Source organism: Burkholderia sp. MSMB1835 (assembly GCF_001526365.1).
In the GTDB taxonomy this organism is placed as follows: Bacteria; Pseudomonadota; Gammaproteobacteria; order Burkholderiales; family Burkholderiaceae; genus Burkholderia.
Genome location: NZ_LOYP01000050.1, coordinates 153,379 through 171,662 on the forward strand (window position 1 = coordinate 153,379; position 18,284 = coordinate 171,662).

The 18,284-nt window shown below is 69.3% G+C and carries 17 protein-coding genes and 1 pseudogene; 13 read left to right on the forward strand and 5 right to left on the reverse strand.

Translation table 11 applies throughout. The features are described from left to right. Window positions 1-231 precede the first annotated feature (231 nt). The 5 genes from fba (at window position 232) to WS96_RS23485 (ending at window position 5,334) form a co-directional block, all read left to right on the forward strand. Window positions 232-1,296 (forward strand): class II fructose-bisphosphate aldolase, encoded by a 1,065-nt coding sequence (gene fba, locus WS96_RS23465; RefSeq protein WP_059835757.1) that lies wholly within the window; start codon window positions 232-234, stop codon window positions 1,294-1,296. Between the two features lie 233 nt (window positions 1,297-1,529). Next, window positions 1,530-2,420, forward strand: coding sequence for a phosphoribosylaminoimidazolesuccinocarboxamide synthase (locus WS96_RS23470; protein ID WP_059835759.1), 891 nt, complete (start codon window positions 1,530-1,532; stop codon window positions 2,418-2,420). A 65-nt stretch (window positions 2,421-2,485) separates the two neighbouring features. Beyond that, entirely contained in the window at window positions 2,486-3,007 is a 522-nt protein-coding gene (gene purE / locus WS96_RS23475; protein ID WP_034208281.1) for a 5-(carboxyamino)imidazole ribonucleotide mutase, read from the forward strand. Window positions 3,008-3,097: 90 nt separating this feature from the next. Further along, the gene (locus WS96_RS23480) at window positions 3,098-4,294 is read left to right on the forward strand and encodes a 5-(carboxyamino)imidazole ribonucleotide synthase (protein WP_059780559.1); all 1,197 of its coding nucleotides are present in this window, start codon (window positions 3,098-3,100) and stop codon (window positions 4,292-4,294) included. Window positions 4,295-4,305: 11 nt separating this feature from the next. Continuing rightward, window positions 4,306-5,334 (forward strand): L-threonylcarbamoyladenylate synthase, encoded by a 1,029-nt coding sequence (locus WS96_RS23485; RefSeq protein ID WP_059835761.1) that lies wholly within the window; start codon window positions 4,306-4,308, stop codon window positions 5,332-5,334. An 81-nt stretch (window positions 5,335-5,415) separates the two neighbouring features. On the opposite strand, the gene WS96_RS23490 is transcribed toward WS96_RS23485, so the two are convergent. The 3 genes from WS96_RS23490 to dacB form a co-directional block, all read right to left on the reverse strand. Then, window positions 5,416-6,561, reverse strand: a complete 1,146-nt coding sequence (locus WS96_RS23490) for an SGNH/GDSL hydrolase family protein (protein ID WP_059835763.1) — start codon at window positions 6,559-6,561, stop codon at window positions 5,416-5,418. A 96-nt stretch (window positions 6,562-6,657) separates the two neighbouring features. After that, a complete protein-coding gene (locus WS96_RS23495; RefSeq protein WP_059835765.1) occupies window positions 6,658-7,572 on the reverse strand; it encodes a sterol desaturase family protein in 915 nt (304 codons plus the stop codon). Window positions 7,573-7,925: 353 nt separating this feature from the next. After that, the gene (dacB, locus tag WS96_RS23500; protein WP_059835767.1) at window positions 7,926-9,458 is read right to left on the reverse strand and encodes a D-alanyl-D-alanine carboxypeptidase/D-alanyl-D-alanine endopeptidase; all 1,533 of its coding nucleotides are present in this window, start codon (window positions 9,456-9,458) and stop codon (window positions 7,926-7,928) included. A gap of 186 nt (window positions 9,459-9,644) precedes the next feature. Between dacB and WS96_RS23505 the strand changes: the two genes are divergently transcribed. The 6 genes from WS96_RS23505 (at window position 9,645) to WS96_RS23530 (ending at window position 15,035) form a co-directional block, all read left to right on the forward strand. Beyond that, window positions 9,645-10,307: a response regulator gene (locus WS96_RS23505; protein ID WP_006481728.1), complete on the forward strand. Its 663-nt coding sequence runs from the start codon at window positions 9,645-9,647 to the stop codon at window positions 10,305-10,307. Between the two features lie 3 nt (window positions 10,308-10,310). Continuing rightward, on the forward strand, window positions 10,311-11,657 hold the full coding sequence (locus WS96_RS23510; RefSeq protein ID WP_059835769.1) for an ATP-binding protein: 1,347 nt from the start codon (window positions 10,311-10,313) through the stop codon (window positions 11,655-11,657). Window positions 11,658-11,783: 126 nt separating this feature from the next. After that, window positions 11,784-13,268: a DegQ family serine endoprotease gene (locus tag WS96_RS23515; protein WP_034208274.1), complete on the forward strand. Its 1,485-nt coding sequence runs from the start codon at window positions 11,784-11,786 to the stop codon at window positions 13,266-13,268. A gap of 104 nt (window positions 13,269-13,372) precedes the next feature. Next, window positions 13,373-13,810: a carboxypeptidase-like regulatory domain-containing protein gene (locus WS96_RS23520; protein WP_059835771.1), complete on the forward strand. Its 438-nt coding sequence runs from the start codon at window positions 13,373-13,375 to the stop codon at window positions 13,808-13,810. Window positions 13,811-13,939: 129 nt separating this feature from the next. Continuing rightward, window positions 13,940-14,299, forward strand: a complete 360-nt coding sequence (locus tag WS96_RS23525; RefSeq protein ID WP_059780565.1) for a DUF427 domain-containing protein — start codon at window positions 13,940-13,942, stop codon at window positions 14,297-14,299. A gap of 28 nt (window positions 14,300-14,327) precedes the next feature. Continuing rightward, window positions 14,328-15,035: a CoxG family protein gene (locus WS96_RS23530; RefSeq protein ID WP_059835773.1), complete on the forward strand. Its 708-nt coding sequence runs from the start codon at window positions 14,328-14,330 to the stop codon at window positions 15,033-15,035. A 51-nt stretch (window positions 15,036-15,086) separates the two neighbouring features. On the opposite strand, the gene WS96_RS23535 is transcribed toward WS96_RS23530, so the two are convergent. After that, window positions 15,087-16,088: a helix-turn-helix domain-containing protein gene (locus WS96_RS23535; protein WP_059835775.1), complete on the reverse strand. Its 1,002-nt coding sequence runs from the start codon at window positions 16,086-16,088 to the stop codon at window positions 15,087-15,089. A 151-nt stretch (window positions 16,089-16,239) separates the two neighbouring features. Between WS96_RS23535 and WS96_RS23540 the strand changes: the two genes are divergently transcribed. Further along, window positions 16,240-16,905 carry a cysteine hydrolase family protein gene (locus WS96_RS23540; protein WP_034208269.1) on the forward strand — a complete coding sequence of 222 codons (666 nt, stop codon included), beginning with the start codon at window positions 16,240-16,242 and terminating at the stop codon, window positions 16,903-16,905. A 35-nt stretch (window positions 16,906-16,940) separates the two neighbouring features. Here the strand turns inward: WS96_RS23540 and WS96_RS23545 are convergent, their stop codons facing one another. Next, entirely contained in the window at window positions 16,941-17,582 is a 642-nt protein-coding gene (locus WS96_RS23545; protein WP_059780567.1) for a TetR family transcriptional regulator, read from the reverse strand. A 400-nt stretch (window positions 17,583-17,982) separates the two neighbouring features. Here WS96_RS23545 and WS96_RS23550 point away from each other — a divergent pair. Then, window positions 17,983-18,284, forward strand: a pseudogene (locus WS96_RS23550) (biotin/lipoyl-binding protein); the annotation flags it as partial.

An 18,284-nucleotide genomic window follows, 5' to 3' on the forward strand; every position in this document is an offset into this window, starting at 1 on the left:
CGCGCGGGGTCCGAAGCCCCGCGCGGCTTTTTTTCTCCTTTTTGGCCGGATTGTGCCGTGCGAACGTAACAAATTGCGAGCGGGCGCTACCCGGCGGTCGGAATCGGAGGCGCTTCGCGATAAAATGCGGCTATTCGACGCTCAGCCGCGCCGTGCCGCCCCGGTCTGGACCGGGAGCGAGCGCCGCGCCGGCGTCAGGGCGCACCGGTTTTCATTCCAAGGAGTTCCACAATGCCTCTCGTATCAATGCGTCAATTGCTGGACCACGCGGCAGAGCACGGTTACGGCCTGCCGGCCTTCAACGTGAACAACCTGGAGCAGGTCCAGGCGATCATGGCGGCGGCGGATCAGGTCGGCGCGCCCGTGATCATGCAGGCATCGGCCGGCGCGCGTAAGTATGCGGGCGAGCCGTTCCTGCGCCACCTGATCGAAGCGGCGGTCGAATCGTATCCGCACATTCCGGTCGTGATGCACCAGGACCACGGCCAGTCGCCGGCGGTCTGCACGGCCGCGATCCGCAGCGGCTTCACGAGCGTGATGATGGACGGTTCGCTCGAAGCCGACGGCAAGACGGTCGCGTCGTACGAGTACAACGTCGACGTGTCGCGCAAGGTCGTCGAGATGGCGCACTCGATCGGTGTGACGGTCGAAGCCGAGCTCGGCGTGCTGGGCTCGCTCGAGACGATGAAGGGCGACAAGGAAGACGGCCACGGCGCGGAAGGCACGATGACCCGCGAGCAGCTGCTGACCGATCCGGAGCAAGCCGCCGACTTCGTGAAGCTCACGCAGTGCGATGCGCTCGCGATCGCGATCGGCACGTCGCACGGCGCGTACAAGTTCTCGAAGAAGCCGACGGGCGACATCCTGTCGATCCAGCGCATCAAGGAAATCCACGCGCGCATCCCGAACACGCACCTCGTGATGCACGGTTCGTCGTCGGTGCCGCAGGAACTGCTGGCCGAGATCCGCGAATTCGGCGGCGACATGAAGGAAACCTACGGCGTGCCGGTCGAGGAAATCCAGGAAGGCATCAAGCACGGCGTGCGCAAGATCAACATCGACACCGACCTGCGTCTCGCGATCACCGGCGCGATCCGCCGCTACCTGTTCGAGAATCCGGGCAAGTTCGATCCGCGCGACTACCTGAAGCCCGCGCGCGAAGCCGCGAAGAAGGTCTGCGTCGACCGTTACCTCGCGTTCGGCTGCGAAGGCCAGGCCGCCAAGATCAAGCCGGTGTCGCTCGACAAGATCGCCGAGCAGTACAAGTCGGGTGCGCTCGCACAGGTCGTGCGCTGAGACTGTAGTACGATTGCCCCGCCCGGTTCTGCCGCCGGGCATGGGCGGGCCGCCAGGCCGGCCGGATCCGGTCCGGCCCCGGCAGCCGTTCCGTCCGGCCGAACGAGGGCCGGCCGGCAGCCGTCCGGGCGCTGCGCCCGCCGGTTCGCCGACGTATTGCAAGACCGCCGTTCCCGCCTGCCGCGGGGAACGGCGTTTCCCTTTTTGTTTGGCTCCTTATCTGCGAAAAGACGATGTCTACCCTTTACGAATCCACGCTCCGCTCGCTGCCGCTCCTCGGTCGCGGCAAGGTTCGCGATAACTACGCGGTCGGCAACGACAAGCTCCTGATCGTCACGACCGATCGCCTGTCGGCCTTCGACGTGGTGATGGGCGAGCCGATTCCGAACAAGGGCCGCGTGCTGAACCAGATGGCGAACTTCTGGTTCGACAAGCTCGCGCACATCGTGCCGAATCACCTGACGGGCGACGCGCCGGAAGCGGTCGTCGCGGCCGACGAGGTCGAGCAGGTGAAGGGCCGCGGCGTGGTCGTCAAGCGTCTCGAGCCGATCATGATCGAAGCGGTCGTGCGCGGCTATCTGGCCGGCAGCGGCTGGAAGGAATACCAGGCGTCGGGCGCCGTGTGCGGCGTGCAACTGCCGGAAGGCCTGCAGAACGCGCAGAAGCTGCCCGAGCCGATCTTCACGCCGGCCGCGAAGGCCGAGATGGGCGAGCACGACGAGAACATCACGTTCGAGGAAACCGAGCGCCGCATCGGCACCGAGCTGGCCGCGACGATCCGCGACATCTCGATTCGCCTGTACAGGGAAGCGGCCGATTACGCGGCGACGCGCGGCATCATCATCGCCGACACGAAGTTCGAATTCGGCCTCGACAACCACGGCAAGCTGTACCTGATGGACGAAGTGCTGACCGCCGATTCGTCGCGCTTCTGGCCGGCCGACCAGTATGAAGTCGGCACGAACCCGCCGTCGTTCGACAAGCAGTTCGTGCGCGACTGGCTCGAGGCGCAGCCGTGGGGCAAGACGGCGCCGGCGCCGGCGCTGCCGGCCGACGTCGTCGAGAAGACGGCCGCGAAGTATCAGGAAGCGCTCGAGCGCATCACGGGCCAGGCGCTCGCCTGACGGAGCTTTGCATGGGACCGGAGTCAGTGCTGAAGCACTCGCTCCGGTCGACGGGAACACACGAAATGAATGAAAAGCAAACTGCCCACACGCACAGCGCGCCGCTCGTCGGCGTGCTGATGGGTTCGAGTTCCGACTGGGACGTGATGAAGAACGCGGTCGCGATCCTGCAGGAATTCGGCGTGCCGTACGAAGCGAAGGTCGTGTCCGCGCACCGGATGCCCGACGAGATGTTCGACTATGCGGAGAAGGCGCGCGAGCGCGGGCTGCGCGCGATCATCGCGGGCGCCGGCGGCGCCGCGCACCTGCCCGGCATGCTGGCCGCGAAGACCACGGTGCCGGTGCTCGGCGTGCCGGTCGCGAGCAAGTACCTGAAGGGCGTCGATTCGCTGCACTCGATCGTGCAGATGCCGAAGGGCGTGCCCGTCGCGACGTTCGCGATCGGCGAGGCCGGCGCCGCGAACGCCGCGCTGTTCGCGGTGTCGATCCTGTCCGGCAACTCGGTCGACTACGCGAACCGGCTCGCGGCGTTCCGCGTGCGCCAGAACGAAGCCGCGCACGCGATGGTGCTGCCGCCGCTGGCATGACGGCATGGCGCGCGGCCTCACGATGCGGCCGGCGCCGGATTTTCCTACTGCGGCGGGCATTTCCGCGTTCCGCCGCGACCGACCACTGACATGACCGCAACTCCTGATTCCGTTTCCCCGATCCTGCCCGGCGCGTGGCTGGGCATGGTCGGCGGTGGCCAGCTCGGCCGCATGTTCTGCTTTGCCGCCCAGTCGATGGGCTATCGCGTCGCCGTGCTCGATCCCGATCCGGCGAGCCCCGCCGGCGCGGTCGCCGATCGCCATCTGCGCGCGGCGTACGACGACGAAGCCGCACTCGCCGAACTGGCGGACCTGTGCGAGGCCGTCTCGACGGAATTCGAGAACGTGCCGGCCGCGAGCCTCGATTTCCTCGCGCGCACGACGTTCGTCGCACCGGCCGGCCGCTGCGTCGCGGTCGCGCAGGACCGGATCGCGGAGAAGCGTTTCATCGAGGCGTCGGGCGTGCCGGTCGCGCCGCACGTCGTGATCGAATCGGCGGCGGCGCTCGCCGCGCTCGACGATGCCGCGCTCGACGCGGTGCTGCCGGGCATCCTGAAGACGGCCCGCCTCGGCTACGACGGCAAGGGCCAGGTGCGCGTCGCCACCGCGCAGGAAGCACGCGACGCGCATGCCGCGCTCGGCGGCGTGCCGTGCGTGCTGGAGAAGCGCCTGCCGCTGAAATACGAGGTGTCGGCGCTGATCGCGCGCGGCGCGGATGGCCGCTCGGCCGCGTTCCCGCTCGCGCAGAACGTGCATCACGACGGCATCCTCGCGCTGACGGTCGTGCCGGCGCCGGCGGCCGATGCCGCGCGCGTCGAAGAGGCGCAGCAGGCGGCCGTGCGGATCGCCGATACGCTCGGCTACGTCGGCGTGCTGTGCGTCGAGTTCTTCGTGCTGGAGGACGGCTCGTTCGTCGCGAACGAAATGGCGCCGCGTCCGCACAACTCCGGCCACTACACGGTCGATGCGTGCGCAACGAGCCAGTTCGAGCAGCAGGTGCGCGCGATGACGCGCATGCCGCTCGGCAACCCGCGCCAGCATTCGCCGGCCGCGATGCTGAACATCCTCGGCGACGTGTGGTTCCCCGACGGCGCGGCAGCCGATGCCGTCACGCCGCCGTGGGACGCGGTCGCCGCGATGCCGGCCGCGCATCTGCACCTGTACGGCAAGGAAGAAGCGCGCGTCGGCCGCAAGATGGGCCACGTGAACTTCACGGCCGAGACGCGCGACGAAGCCGTCGCCGCCGCCAACGCGTGCGCGCAACTGCTGCGCGTGCCGCTCGACTGAGGCGCGGGCCGATGTCCATCGATCTCCCGAAGCACGTGACGCCCGCGCAGATCGACGCGGCCGCCGCGTTGCTCGACGCGGGCCAGCTCGTCGCGTTTCCGACCGAAACCGTCTACGGGCTCGGCGGCGACGCGGCGAATCCCGAGGCCGTCGCGCGCATCTATGCGGCGAAAGGGCGGCCCGCGAACCATCCGGTGATCGTGCATCTGCCGCCCGGCGGCGATCCGGGCTACTGGGCCGACGATCTGCCGGCCGACGCGCACGCGCTGATCGATGCGTTCTGGCCGGGGCCGCTCACGCTGATTCTGAAGCGTCATGCGCGTATTCCGGATGCCGTGAGCGGCGGGCAGGATTCGGTCGGGCTGCGCTGTCCGTCGCATCCGGTCGCGCAGGCGCTGCTGGCCGCGTTCAGCGCGCGGCGCGGCGGCCACGGCGGCGTGGCCGCGCCGTCCGCGAACCGGTTCGGCCACGTGAGCCCGACGACCGCGCAACACGTGCGCGACGAATTCGGCGATACCGTGCACGTGCTCGACGGCGGCGCATCGGAAGTCGGCATCGAGTCGACGATCCTCGATCTGTCGCGCGGCTTCCCGGCGCTGCTGCGCCCGGGCCACGTGACGCCGCAGCAGATCGCCGACGTGCTCGGCCGCGCGCCGAAGCTGCCGGACGGCAGCGACGCGACCGCGCCGCGCGCGTCGGGCACGCTGAAAGCGCATTACGCGCCGCGTACGCCGCTCGCGCTGCTGCCGTTCGACGCACTCGAGCCGCTGCTCGCGGCCGCGCAAACCGACGGCGAGCGCGTCGCGCTCGTCGCCCGCGCGTCGCGGGCAGGACACTGGGCGCAGGCCGACGGCGTGCATTTCGTCGCGGCGCCGGAAGATCCGCAGGCCTATGCACGCGACCTGTACGGGATGCTGCGAGCGCTCGATCGCGCGCAGGTCGCGCGCATCCTCGTCGAGAAGCTGCCCGAGACCGTCGAATGGATCGCGGTCAACGATCGCCTCGGCCGCGCGGCGGCGGCATTCGAAGCGCGCGACTGACGCGCGCAGGCGCCTGCCGAATGAAAAACGCCCGACCGGCGAACCGGTCGGGCGTTTTCGTTTGGGCGCGTGGCCGGCGGCTTACTTGCCGACGCCGGATTTCGCGATCTGCTGTTCGACGTATTGCGCGAACAGCGCGTGCAGGTGCGTCGTCGGGTGGACCGTGTCGGCGAACATGTAGGTCTGGTCCGCGTTCGCGACCGTGTAGGTCTGCGGCGAGCAGAACAGCGACGAGCCGAACGCGGTCGCATTCGCGACGCCGTACTGCGTGGCGGCCTGGACCATCGCCTTCAGGTTGCACGCGGTGTCCGTATTCGACACGCTGAAGCCGTTCGCCTGGTAGTTGGCCGCGATGCCGTCCTGCCACGTGAACGAATCGACCACCACGTACTTCGTCGGGTCGACCTTCAGCGCGGCGAGCGTGCCGACGAGCGTCTTGTTGAACAGCCCCGACAGTTGCGTGAACGCGGCCTGCGTGCTCGCGCCGCCTTGCAGCGCGAGCGGCGTGCCGCCGATGTCCGGCACGTTCGCGACGAACACGTGCGTCGCGCCCGCCGCGACGATCTGCTGGACGATCCCGCCCAGCTGCTGCGCGGCCAGGCCGATCGCCTGCGCCGCCGCGAGTTGCGCGGCCGGCGTGTTGCCTTGCGCCTGCGCGACCTGGGCCTGGTAGAAGATGTCGTTCGCGCCGCCGTTGATCAGCACGATCTGGCCGGCGTTGAAGCTGCCGTGCTGCGTCAGGTACTGCTTGACCTGGTCGGCGATCGGCGTCGTCGTCGCCTGGGCGTAGTCGGGGTTCGGCACGCTGGCGTCCGCGTGGCCGATGCCCGGCTGCAGCGTCACGCGCGAGCCGCCTTGCGCGTAGCCGAGGCCGCCCGTCGCCTGCAGCGGGATGCCGAAGCCGCCCTGGTTCGCGGGCTGCAGCGTGTCGCCGTAGTACTGGGCGACGTCCTGCGTCCAGACCTGGCCCGGGTTGGTCGTGAAGCGGCCGCCGCCGAAGCCGAGCTTGATCTGCGAGTAGGTGCCGACGTCGGACAGGCTGTCGCCGAACGACACGATCTGCATCTTCACGCCCGACGGCGGCGTGTTCGACGCGCTGCTGCCGTTGTTGTCGTCGCCGCCGCCGCATGCGGCGAGCAGCGCGAGCGCGGCGCCGGCGATCGCGACTTGCGCGGTGCGCAGCATGCGCCGGCGCGTGCGGGAAGGGGCGTGTTGTTGTGTCTGCATCGTTCGATCTCCTCGTAGATATGGCCCTGATGTGTTTCTCATCTGCCGCGTGCCTGCTCGGTTCCGGGCTGCGCGGCGGCCGTTGGCTGAAACGGTTTATCGGTCGCGCGCAGCCGCCTGCGGCACGGTGCGCGGATCCGGGTTCGCGGCCTCGGCGATCTGCGCATGATAAGCGCTCGCCCATTCGGGCGGGCCGAAAATCGCGCGCAGCTTGTTGCGCCATCCGCCGACGCGCCACGCGTCGGACGCCATCGCCGCCCACTCGTGGAACGTCGCGACGAGCGGGTTGTTCGAGCCGAGCCGCTCGACGATTCCGTAACGCGGCGGATCGTCGGGCGTTTCCTCGACATAGCTGCCGAACAGGCGATCCCAGATCACGAGGACGCCTGCGTAATTGCGGTCGATGTAGCGCGCGTTGCGTGCATGGTGCGCGCGGTGGATCGACGGCGTGTTCAGCACGAATTCGAGCCAGCCGAGCTTGCCGATCGCCTGCGTGTGCACGAAGAACTGGAACGCGAGGTTGATCAGCACGATGCCGACGATCTGTTGCGGCGGAAAGCCGACGAACGCGAGCGGCAGCCAGAACAGCCACATGCCCGCGATCGGGTACATCAGGCTCTGGCGGAACGCGGTCGAGAAATTCATGCGCTCGGACGAGTGGTGCACGACGTGCGCGGCCCACAGCCAGCGCACGCGATGGCTCGCGCGATGAAACACGTAGTAGAGGAAGTCCTGCGCGACGAACAGCACCGCGAACGACAGCCAGCCGTCGTGCCACGTGTAGACGCGATAGTGGCGGTAGCAGTACGCATAGACGGGGATCACGAACAGCCAGGCGATCTTGTCGGCGCCCTGGTGCATCAGCGCGAGCGCTGCGTTGCACAGCGTGTCGCGCCACGCATAGATGCGGTCCTGCGCACGGGTGCGGGCGAAGTGCCAGGCCTCCCACGCGATGCAGAGCAGGAAGACGGGCGCCAGCGCGAGCAGAAGCAATTCGACGTCGAATCGCATGGGCGTGTCTCCTTCGTTCCCCTGCAAGCCATGAGGCCGGGCGTGTGGCCCGTTGTAGATATCGGTCAGGCCAACAGCCTACGCAATCGCCACGCGCTAGGCGAGGGGGCAGCGTAGAGGGTTCCCTCAGAGGATAGGGTTTCTACGGAACCCGTACTGCACGGGGCCGGGCGGTGCGGCCCCGTTTTGTGGGCGCGGCGCGCGCACGGGGCGTCGCGCGACGGTGGCGCGGGCGTTTCAAACCGCGCGGCGCGAGATTTTCGCGGGCGACGCGGTGCGTGGGGCGCGTAGGCCGCCCTGTCGCGACGGCCCGCTGCGCGCTGCACGCCGCACGTTGCACGCCGCACGGATCGTCAGTGCGCGCCCGCGTAGATCCACTCGAGCAGCGTGTCGTGCGCGGCGCGCGCGCCTTCCGCGTGATCGTTGTTGATGAAGCTGACGACGACGTAGCTCTGCCCGTCCGCCCCGGCGACGTAGCCGGCGATCGCGCGCACGTCGCGCAGCGTGCCGGTCTTGATGTGCGCGTTGCCGAGCACGCCCGCGTTGGTGAGGCGGTTCTTCATCGTGCCGTCGATGCCCGCGATCGGCAGCGAATCGACGAACGCCTGCGCGACGAGGCTCGCGTTCGCGGCCTGCAGCAGCGCGGCGAGCGACAGCGCGCTCACGTGCTCTTCGCGCGACAGCCCCGAGCCGTTCTCGAGCACGAGGTCGGGCATCGCGATGCCGTTTTTCTGCAGGAACGCCTGGATCGCACGGCTCGACTGCTCGGGCGTCGCGGGCGGCTTGCCGCTGACCGCGCCGATCGTGAGGAACAGGTTGCGCGCCATCACGTTGTTGCTGAACTTGTTGATGTCGTAGACGATGCTGCCGAGCACCGGGCTGTGATGCACGGCGAGCGGCCGCGCGGTGGCCGGCACCTTGCCCTCGCTCACGGGCCCCGCGATCGTGCCGCCGTCCTGTTGCCACAGCGCGAGGAAGCCGCGGGCGAAGAACGTCGTGTGATCGAGGATCGCGAGGTTGGTCGTGTGCGCGCCGCAGCGCAGCGGGTAGTCGCCGGCGAACGACGCGGTCATGATCCCGCCGCCGGCCGTCAGCGTCGGGCGCGCAGCCGCGGCGGCCGCGCTGCACGAACCCGAGCCTTCGACGAGCTGGTTGTCGATCGACAGGTTCGCGAGCGGCGGCAGCACGTCGACGGCGACCTTGCCGTCATCGCCCGGCGTGACCGTGAACGACACGGCCTTGAATGCATACAGCAACGGATCGGGGCCGACGTTGTACGGCGCGCTGACATCGTCGTCGAACGACGGCAGGTCGCGCGTCGACGCAGCGAAATAGCTCTTGTCGAGCACGAGGCCGCCGGCCACGCGCTTGACGCCGGCCTTGCGCAGCTTGTCGACGAGGTCGATCAGTTCTTCGGGCACGAGCTTCGGATCGCCGGTGCCCTTGATGTACAGGTTGCCTTGCAGCGTGCCGTCGGGGTCGACCGTGCCGTCCGTGTACGCGGTCGTGCGCCAGCGGTAGTCGGGGCCGAGGATCGACAGGCCCGAGAAGGTCGTCACGAGCTTCATCGTCGAGGCCGGCAGCATCGGCCGGTTCGCATTCCATGCGATCAGCGGTTGCGGATCGCCGACGCGCTCGACGACGACGCTCATCGCCGACGCCGGCACCTTCGCGCGCTGCAGCGCGACGAGCACGGATGCCGGCAGGCCGGCCGCGCGCGCGGCCGGCGACACGACGGCGGTCTTGCGCGCTTCCTTGTGGGATTTCTTGCGGGCCTGCGCGGACGGCGCGAACGCGAGGGCCGTGCACGTGGCGACGACGGCGGCTGCCCGCAGGCAGACGCGGGCGCGGGGGACGAACCGGGCGGAAAGATCGGAAATCGGCATGGGCGAATACGGGAAAAGCAGGGGGCTCGGGCAGGACGCGCGGGGGCGCCGAAGCGCACATTGTAGAGACAAGTCGGGGCAGGCCCCTTGCAATCCGCCTTACTGTTGCATTGCACGGTGCCGCGCACGCGATGCGCGGCGCTACAATGGTCGCCGTGTTTGACTCGCCCATGGATGCCTGTCCCGATGCGGATTCTGCTTGTCGAAGATGATCGAATGATTGCCGAAGGCGTGCGCAAGGCGCTGCGCTCGGACGGCTTTGCGGTCGACTGGGTGCAGGACGGCGACGCCGCGCTCACGGCGCTCGGCGGCGAGACGTACGATCTGCTGCTGCTCGATCTCGGCCTGCCGAAACGCGACGGCATCGACGTGCTGCGCACGCTGCGCGGGCGCGGGCTGGCGCTGCCGGTGCTGATCGTCACCGCGCGCGACGCGGTCGCCGATCGCGTGAAGGGGCTCGACGCCGGCGCCGACGATTACCTCGTCAAGCCGTTCGATCTCGACGAGCTGGGCGCGCGGATGCGCGCGCTGATCCGCCGCCAGGCCGGACGCAGCGAGTCGCTGATCCGCCACGGCGCGCTCACGCTCGATCCCGCGTCGCACCAGGTGACGCTCGACGGTGCGCCCGTCGCGCTGTCCGCGCGCGAGTTCGCGCTGCTCGAGGCGCTGCTCGCGCGGCCGGGCGCGGTGCTGTCGAAGAGCCAGCTCGAGGAGAAGATGTACGGCTGGGGCGAGGAGATCGGCAGCAACACGGTCGAGGTCTATATCCACGCGCTGCGCAAGAAGCTCGGCTCGGACCTGATTCGCAACGTGCGCGGGCTCGGCTACATGGTCGTCAAGGAAAGCTGACGCGTGCGGTCGATTCGTCATCAATTGCTGATCTGGCTGCTCGCGATCGTCGTCGCGGGCGTGGGCATGGCGGGCTGGCTCATCTACCGGCAGGCGCTCGCCGAAGCGAACGAGCTGTTCGACTACCAGTTGCAGGAAATCGCGGCGGCACTCCCGTCGGAGCCGTTCTCGCAGGTGTTCGGCTCGCGCACCAACGGCGACGAAGGCATCGTGATCCAGATCTGGAATCGCAACGGCGTGCTGATGTACTTCTCGCATCCGCGCGCGCCGATCGCGCCGCGCGCGGAGCTCGGCTTCTCGACCGAGCGCACCGATCGCGGCGAATGGCGCGTGTACGGCGCGATCGTCGGCGACAACGTCGTGCAGCTCGCGCAGCCGCTGTCGGTGCGCAACCGGCTGGCGGCGAACGTCGCGCTGCGCACGCTGTGGCCGCTGATCGTGCTGCTGCCGTTCCTCGGCGCGGCCGTGTGGGGGATCGTCGGGCGCGGGCTCGCGCCGCTCGCGCGCGTGACGCGCGCGGTCGAGGCGCGCCGGCCGGAAGCGCTCGATGCGCTGCCCGACGCGCGCCTGCCGCTCGAGGTGCAGCCGCTCGTGCGGGCGCTGAACGGGCTGCTCGCGCGCCTGTCGGCGGCGCTCGACACGCAGAAGGCGTTCGTCGCCGACGCCGCGCACGAATTGCGCACGCCGCTCGCGGCCGTGCAGATCCAGGCGCAGCTCGTCGCCCGTGCGAAGGACGATGCGTCGCGCCGCGAGGCGATCGCGGATCTCCAGGACGGCGTGTCGCGCGCGACGCGTCTCACCGAGCAACTGCTCGCGCTCGCGCGCGCCGAGCCGGACGGCGCGACGATGCGCGAACCGGTCGACCTGCAGGCGCTGCTCGCCGAATGCGTGGCCGCGCATGCGCCGCTCGCGCAGCGGCACGACATCGATCTCGGCTTCGAGGAAACGCGCGCGGCGAGCGTCGTCGCGGACGTCGGCGCGCTGCGCGTGATGTTCGGCAACCTGCTCGACAACGCGGTGAAGTACACGCCGGACGGCGGCCGCATCGACGTGTCGCTCACGCGCGACGCGGCCGGCCGCGCCTGCGTGCAGATCGCCGACAGCGGGCCGGGCATTCCGGCGGCCGAGCGCGAGCGCGTGTTCGACCGCTTCTATCGCGACAGCACGGCGCGCGCGCGCACCGACGTGTCGGGCAGCGGGCTCGGGCTCGCGATCGTCAAGCGCGTGGCGGCGCAGCAGGGCGCGACGGTGTCGCTCGGCGATGCGGCCGCGGGCGGCCTGCTCGTCAGCGTCGTGTTCCGCGATGCGGAGATGCCGGCCCCGGCGCCGCAGCCTTCCGAATCCGTCTGAAGGGGGCGTCCGGCGAGGGCGGCGCGGGCCGGGTGCCGGCAGCCGCTTAAGCGCCGCTTAAGGCTGATTAAGCCTCCTTTAAGTCAGGGTCGTTACGCTGCGTCCTAACAAAGAGGAGGTCCTACGATGAACACCCGATTCCTTGCGCGCGGCACCGTCGCGGTCGCCGTGGCGGCTGCCCTGTCGGCCGGCTATTTCGCCGGCACGCGCCGCGCCGATCCGCAGATCATCACGCCCGCGCAGGCGGCCGCATTGATGCCGGCCGAAGCCGCGGCCAAGACCGGCATTCCCGATTTCTCCGGGCTCGTCGAGACCTACGGCCCGGCGGTCGTGAACATCAGCGCGAAGCATGTCGTGAAGCAGGTGTCGCGGCGCGCGCCGCAACCGCAACTGCCGATCGATCCGAGCGACCCGTTCTACCAGTTCTTCAAGCACTTCTACGGCCAGGTGCCGGGCATGGGCGGCGACGCGCAGCCGGACGACCAGCCGAGCGCGAGTCTCGGGTCGGGCTTCATCGTCAGTTCCGACGGATACATCCTCACCAATGCACACGTGATCGACGGCGCGAACGTCGTCACGGTCAAGCTGACCGACAAGCGCGAATACAAGGCGAAGGTCGTCGGCTCCGACAAGCAGTCCGACGTCGCCGTGCTGAAGATCGACGCGAGCGGCCTGCCGACCGTGAAGATCGGCGACCCGGCGCAGAGCAAGGTCGGCCAGTGGGTCGTCGCGATCGGCTCGCCGTACGGCTTCGACAACACGGTCACGTCGGGCATCATCAGCGCGAAGTCGCGCGCGCTGCCGGACGAGAACTACACGCCGTTCATTCAGACCGACGTGCCGGTGAACCCCGGCAACTCCGGCGGCCCGCTGTTCAACCTGCAGGGCGAGGTGATCGGCATCAACTCGATGATCTACTCGCAGACGGGCGGCTTCCAGGGCCTGTCGTTCGCGATCCCGATCAACGAGGCGATCAAGGTGAAGGACGAGCTCGTGAAGACGGGCCACGTGAGCCGCGGCCGCCTCGGCGTCGCCGTGCAGGGGCTGAACCAGACGCTCGCGAGCTCGTTCGGACTGCAGAAGCCGGACGGCGCGCTCGTCAGCTCGGTCGACGCCAACGGTCCGGCCGCGAAGGCCGGTCTGCAACCGGGCGACGTGATCCTGTCGGTCAACGGTTCGCCGGTCGCCGATTCGACGTCGCTGCCCGCGCAGATCGCGAACCTGAAGCCCGGTTCGAAGGCCGACCTGCAGATCTGGCGCGACAAGTCGAAGAAGTCGATCAGCGTGACGCTCGGCGCGATGTCCGATGCGAAGCTCGCGTCGAACGACGGCGGGCCGGTCGAACAGGGCCGCCTGGGTGTTGCGGTGCGTCCGCTGTCGCCGCAGGAGCGCAGCGCCAGCAACCTGTCGCACGGGCTGATCGTGCAGCAGGCCGGCGGGCCGGCCGCCAACGCGGGCATCCAGCCGGGCGACGTGATCCTCGCGGTCAACGGCCGCCCGGTCACGAGCCCCGAGCAGTTGCGCGACGCGGTGAAGGGCGCGGGCAACAGTCTTGCTCTGCTGATCCAGCGCGATAATGCACAGATCTTCGTGCCGGTCGACCTGAGCTGACCGGCCACGGCCGACGGCCGGCCCGGCCGGCCGCGGCGGGCGCCGTCGCCGTGCGACCGCGTGACGCTGCGCCCCGTATGTGTTCCGACCCCAAGGAGAGAGCCATGCAATATCTACGCAACGTGTCCCGATTTGCCGTCGCCGCGGCGCTGACCGCCGGCCTCGCGGCCGGCGCGACCGGCGCGTACGCGCAGTCGGACGGTCTGCCCGCCGCGAGCCAGCAAGGCGATGTCAGCTACGTGTCGGGCGGTATCGGCAAGGACCAGTCGACGGCATTCCAGCGTAACGAGGCGTCGTGGCCGCTGGCGCTGCGCTTCACCGGCAAGGGCGGCGAGTTCCTGGCCGACGTTCATGTGCGGATCGTCGACGGCAAGGGCACCGAGGTGCTGGCGACCGACGCGCGCGGGCCGTACATGCTGGTGAAGCTGCCGCCGGGGCGCTATACGGTGCATGCGTCGTACCAGGGCAGCGACGAATCGCGCGCCGTCACGGTCGGCGCGAAGGGCGGCGCGAAAGCCGCGTTCCAGTGGAGTGCGCAGTAGCCCGCCGCGCGCGGCCCGGGGCCCGGGCGCGCACTCGGACGAAGTTTCGCCCATAATGAAAGCCACGGCATGCGTGCCGTGGCTTTTTCGTTTCCTGCCCCGGCCTGGCGGCCGCCCGAAGGAGAAACGATGTCCGATGCAGCCGACCCTCGACTCGAAATCGTGCCGAACCGCCATCGCGTGCGCGTGATTCATCGCGGCATCACCTATGCCGATTCGCACGGCGCGCTGACCGTGCGTGAAGCGGGGCTCCCGGACATCCATTACCTGCCGCGCAGCGACGTCAACATGCGCCGGCTCGTGAAATCGGGCGTCACGTCGGCCTGCCCGTTCAGGGGGCAGGCCGTGCATTTCGACTTGCAGACGGAAGACGGCGTGATCGAGAACGCCGCATGGAGTTACGAAGAACCGAACGAGGCGGCGGCCGTGCTGGCGCACTACGTCGCCTTCGATGTCGCACGGGTCGACAGTCTCGTCGAGACGTCCTGATGCGGCGTGCGTTCATCGGGGAGGCGTCATGGAACTGAACGACACGTTACGCGTACCGCTCGCGCCGCCTGTCGTGCGGGATGCGCTGGAGGATCTCGCGCTGTTGCGGGCGAGCTTCGATCATTGCGAATCGTTCGTGAAACTCGCGCACGGCGAGTTCGCGCTGACGATCACGGTGCCGCTCGGTCCGCTGCGCGCCCGCTACGACGTGCGCGCGCATGCGGCCGCCGAGCAGGGCGACGCGGAAGGGCGGCCGCGCCGCGTGCTCAACTTCAAGGCGCGGGCCGACGGCCTTGGCGCACTGCGCGGCCAGGTCGAACTCGCACTGATGCCGGATGACGATGCGAGCGCCACGCGAATCGAGTACGTGGTCTGGGCGACGGCGAGCGGGCCGCTCGCCGAACTGCCGGGGCGGCAGATCGACAATGCGCTGCGCGAATGGACCGACACGTTCTTCCGCGAGTTCGGGGCGGTCGTGCAGGCGAAGCACGGTCTCGCGCCGAATCGCGCGAGCGCATCCGCGCAGCGGCGCCAGCATGTGTTTCTGCGGCCGGCATCGCTGGTGGCCGCGACGAAGCGTGCGTTGCCGCCGCATCTCGGCGGCACGCTGAGCGGGCGGGCGGCGAGCGCGCTCCGGCATCGCGATTCCGGCACGATACCCGTGTGGGCCTGGGCGGCGATGATCGTGTTCGTCGCGCTGCTGCTTTACGCGGCACGCTGGTTCAACGGCGGCTGACCGGCCGCCCGGCGCCGCGTCGCGGCCTGCCCGCCGCCCGCGCGGCGGGCGTCACCGTCCGGCGCCGGCTCCGGCGCCGCGAAATTCCCTTCGATACGCAGACGGCGACGTGCCGAGCGCGCCCGCGAAATGCTGGCGCAGCGACACGCTCGAGCCGTAGCCGGCCGCCTGCGCGATCGCGTCGATCGATTGTCCGGTGGTTTCGAGCAGATGCCGCGCGCGCGCGAGCCGCTCGGCCTGCAGCCACGCGGTGACGGTCGTGCCCGTCGCCTGGCGGAAGTGGCGCGTGAACGTGCGCCGGCTCATCAGCACGCGCTCGGCGAGCGAATCGACGCTGTGCGCGGCGTCCAGATGGGCGCGCACCCAGTCGAGCAGGCCCGCGAGCCGCGCATCGCGCGGATGCGCGGCGACCGGCTGCGGCACGTACTGGGCCTGCCCGCCCTGGCGGTGCGGCGGGATCACGAGGCGGCGCGCGATCCGGTTCGCGGCGTCCGAGCCGAAACGCCGCCGCACGACGTGCAGGCAGCAGTCGAGGCCGGCGGCGGTGCCGGCCGACGTCATCAGGTTGCCGTCGTCCACGTACAGCACGTCGGGATCGAGTTTCACGCGCGGAAAGCGCCGGGCGAAATCGTCGGCCCACGCCCAGTGCGTGGTGGCCGGGCGGCCGTCGAGCAGGCCGGCCGCGGCGAGCACGTAAGCGCCGAGACACAGGCCGACGAGTTCGGCGCCGCGCGCGGCGACCGCGCGCACGGCATCGAGCAGCGCGTCGGGCGGCGCTTCGTCCGGGTCGCGCCAGGAGGGCACGATGACGATGTCCGCATCGTCGAGCGCATCGAGCCCGTACGGCGCGGTGATCGTGAAGCCGCCCGTCGTCGCGAGCGGGCCGCGCTCGGCCGAGCAGACGCGGAACGCGAACGCGGGCGACGCGTCCGCGTCGCGCTCCTTGCCGAACACGACCGACGGCACCGACAGGTGGAACGGGCTGATGCCGTCGTACGCGATCACGGCGACGACGGTCGGAACGGATGGGGCGGGCGACGCGGCGGCGAGCATGGCGGGCTCCGGAAGGGCGATGGCCCGATTTTATCGAAGAATGGCTATCGGGCCACTATCGGCGCCCGCCACGCGGCCCGACAATGCGTCGCATCGCACTGCTGGCCGCCCCGCTCCGGGGCGGGGCAGCGCCTCCGATCAGGAGCCCGCCATGTCGAACGCCGTCCCGCATTCCGCTTCCCGTCCCGCTTTTCGTCGCGCACTGATCGTGATCGACGTGCAGAACGAATACGTGACAGGCAACCTGCCGATCGAATATCCGCCGCTCGACGTGTCGCTCGCGAACATCGGCCGTGCGATCGACGCCGCGCATGCGGCCGGCGTGCCGGTGATCGTGGTTCAGCACGTCGCGCCGGCCGGCGCGCCGATCTTCGCGCCCGGCACCGACGGCGTCGCGCTGCACGCGGTGGTCGCCAGCCGGCCGTACGCGCATCGGATCGAGAAGGCGCAGGCCAGCTCGTTCGCCGGCACCGATCTCGCCGCGTGGCTCGACGCGCACGGCATCGACACGCTCGCGGTGGCCGGCTACATGACGCACAACTGCAATGCGTCGACGGTCTATCACGCGGCGCATGCGGGGCTGAAGGTCGAGTACCTGGACGATGCGACGGGCGCGCTGCCTTACGAGAACGAAGCGGGCGCGGCGAGCGCCGAGGAGATTCACCGCGCATACGCGGTGGTGTTCCAGTCGAATTTCGCGGCCGTGATGTCGACCGACGCGTGGATCGCGGGGCTGGCCGGCGCGCCGATGCCGGCGCGCGATTCGGTGGCCGCGTCGAACCGGCGGGCTCGCGCGCATCGCGCGAAGGCGGCCTGACGCGGCACGGCGCCGGGGCGCGCCCTACGCCGCGGTCAGTCGCGGTCCTTCAGCATCGCCGGGCTGTAGCGCAGCATGTCGAAGCAGCCGTCGACGAGCTTTTCCGCATGCTGCTCGGCGTCGATTTCGTCGGGCAGCATCAGCATGTCGCGCACGAACCCGCTGACGAGCGTGTGCAGCATCAGCGCCGCGCGCCACGTATCGAGCCGCTCCGGCAGGAGCTTGCGCTCCACGGCCACCGCGAGATCGGCGTCGATCATGTGCAGTGCCTCGCTCATCCCCGCGCGGTTGCGTTGCAGCAGCGGCTCCATGTCCGCGACGTACTCGCACTTCATGAACAGGATGCTGAACACGCGCCGCAGCTGCGGGTCGCGCTGCACGCCGAGCAGGCACCAGATCAGGATCTGGCGCACCTTGTCGAGCGGATTGCCGCCGGGCGCGTCGAGCGGTATCCGCTTCAGTTCGTCGATCGGCAGGAGCACGCGGTCGAACATCGCATCGAACAGTTCGCTCTTGTTCGCGAAATGCCAGTAGATCGCGCCGCGCGTCACGCCGGCGTGCTGGGCGATGTCCGCGAGCGACGTATGTGATACGCCTTTCTCGAAGAACACGTGTTCGGCGGCGTCGAGAATGCGATTGCGCGTCTCGAGCGCCTCCTCCTTGGTACGTCTGACCATGTGCAGGCCTGATTGGATCGATCGTCGGTGAATATAGGGTCCGCAACCCCTCGTCGCCGTCATGCAGACCGGCTATGCTTGCTGCTGGTAACAATCTGTAAGACGGGGCAGCCGGCGGAGTACAAACGGGCTTTTTACATACATTCGTGAATGTATATACAATACCACCCTACGATCGAATGACCCAAGTGGCAATCAGTTAATATCCCACTCTGCTGATTCCCGCCCTAGTACCAGTCCGCAGTTCGCGGCATTCCCGTCGGCACGGAGGTCTCGTGCCGACGTGCTGTATCTAGCAGTCCAGTAATTCAGGTGTTCGATCTGCGCCGCGAGGCGCATCCGTGTTGCGCTCCTGGCGGGCGCGTCACTTATTCCATTGGTTATACACAGAGGTCGCTCCATGCGCGTCGAACGGGTTCCATACCGCTTAATCACTGTCGCGACGGCCGCCGTTTTCCTGGCCGCGTGCGGGAAAAAAGAATCGGCACCGCCGCCGCAAACGCCGGAAGTCGGCGTCGTCACCGTCCAACCGCAAGCCGTGCCGGTCTTCACCGACCTGCCGGGCCGCACCAGTGCATTCCTCGTCGCGCAAGTGCGTGCGCGAGTCGACGGCATCGTGCTGCGCCGTGAATTCACCGAAGGCACCGACGTCAAGGCCGGTCAGCGCCTCTACAAGATCGATCCGGCGCCGTACATCGCCGC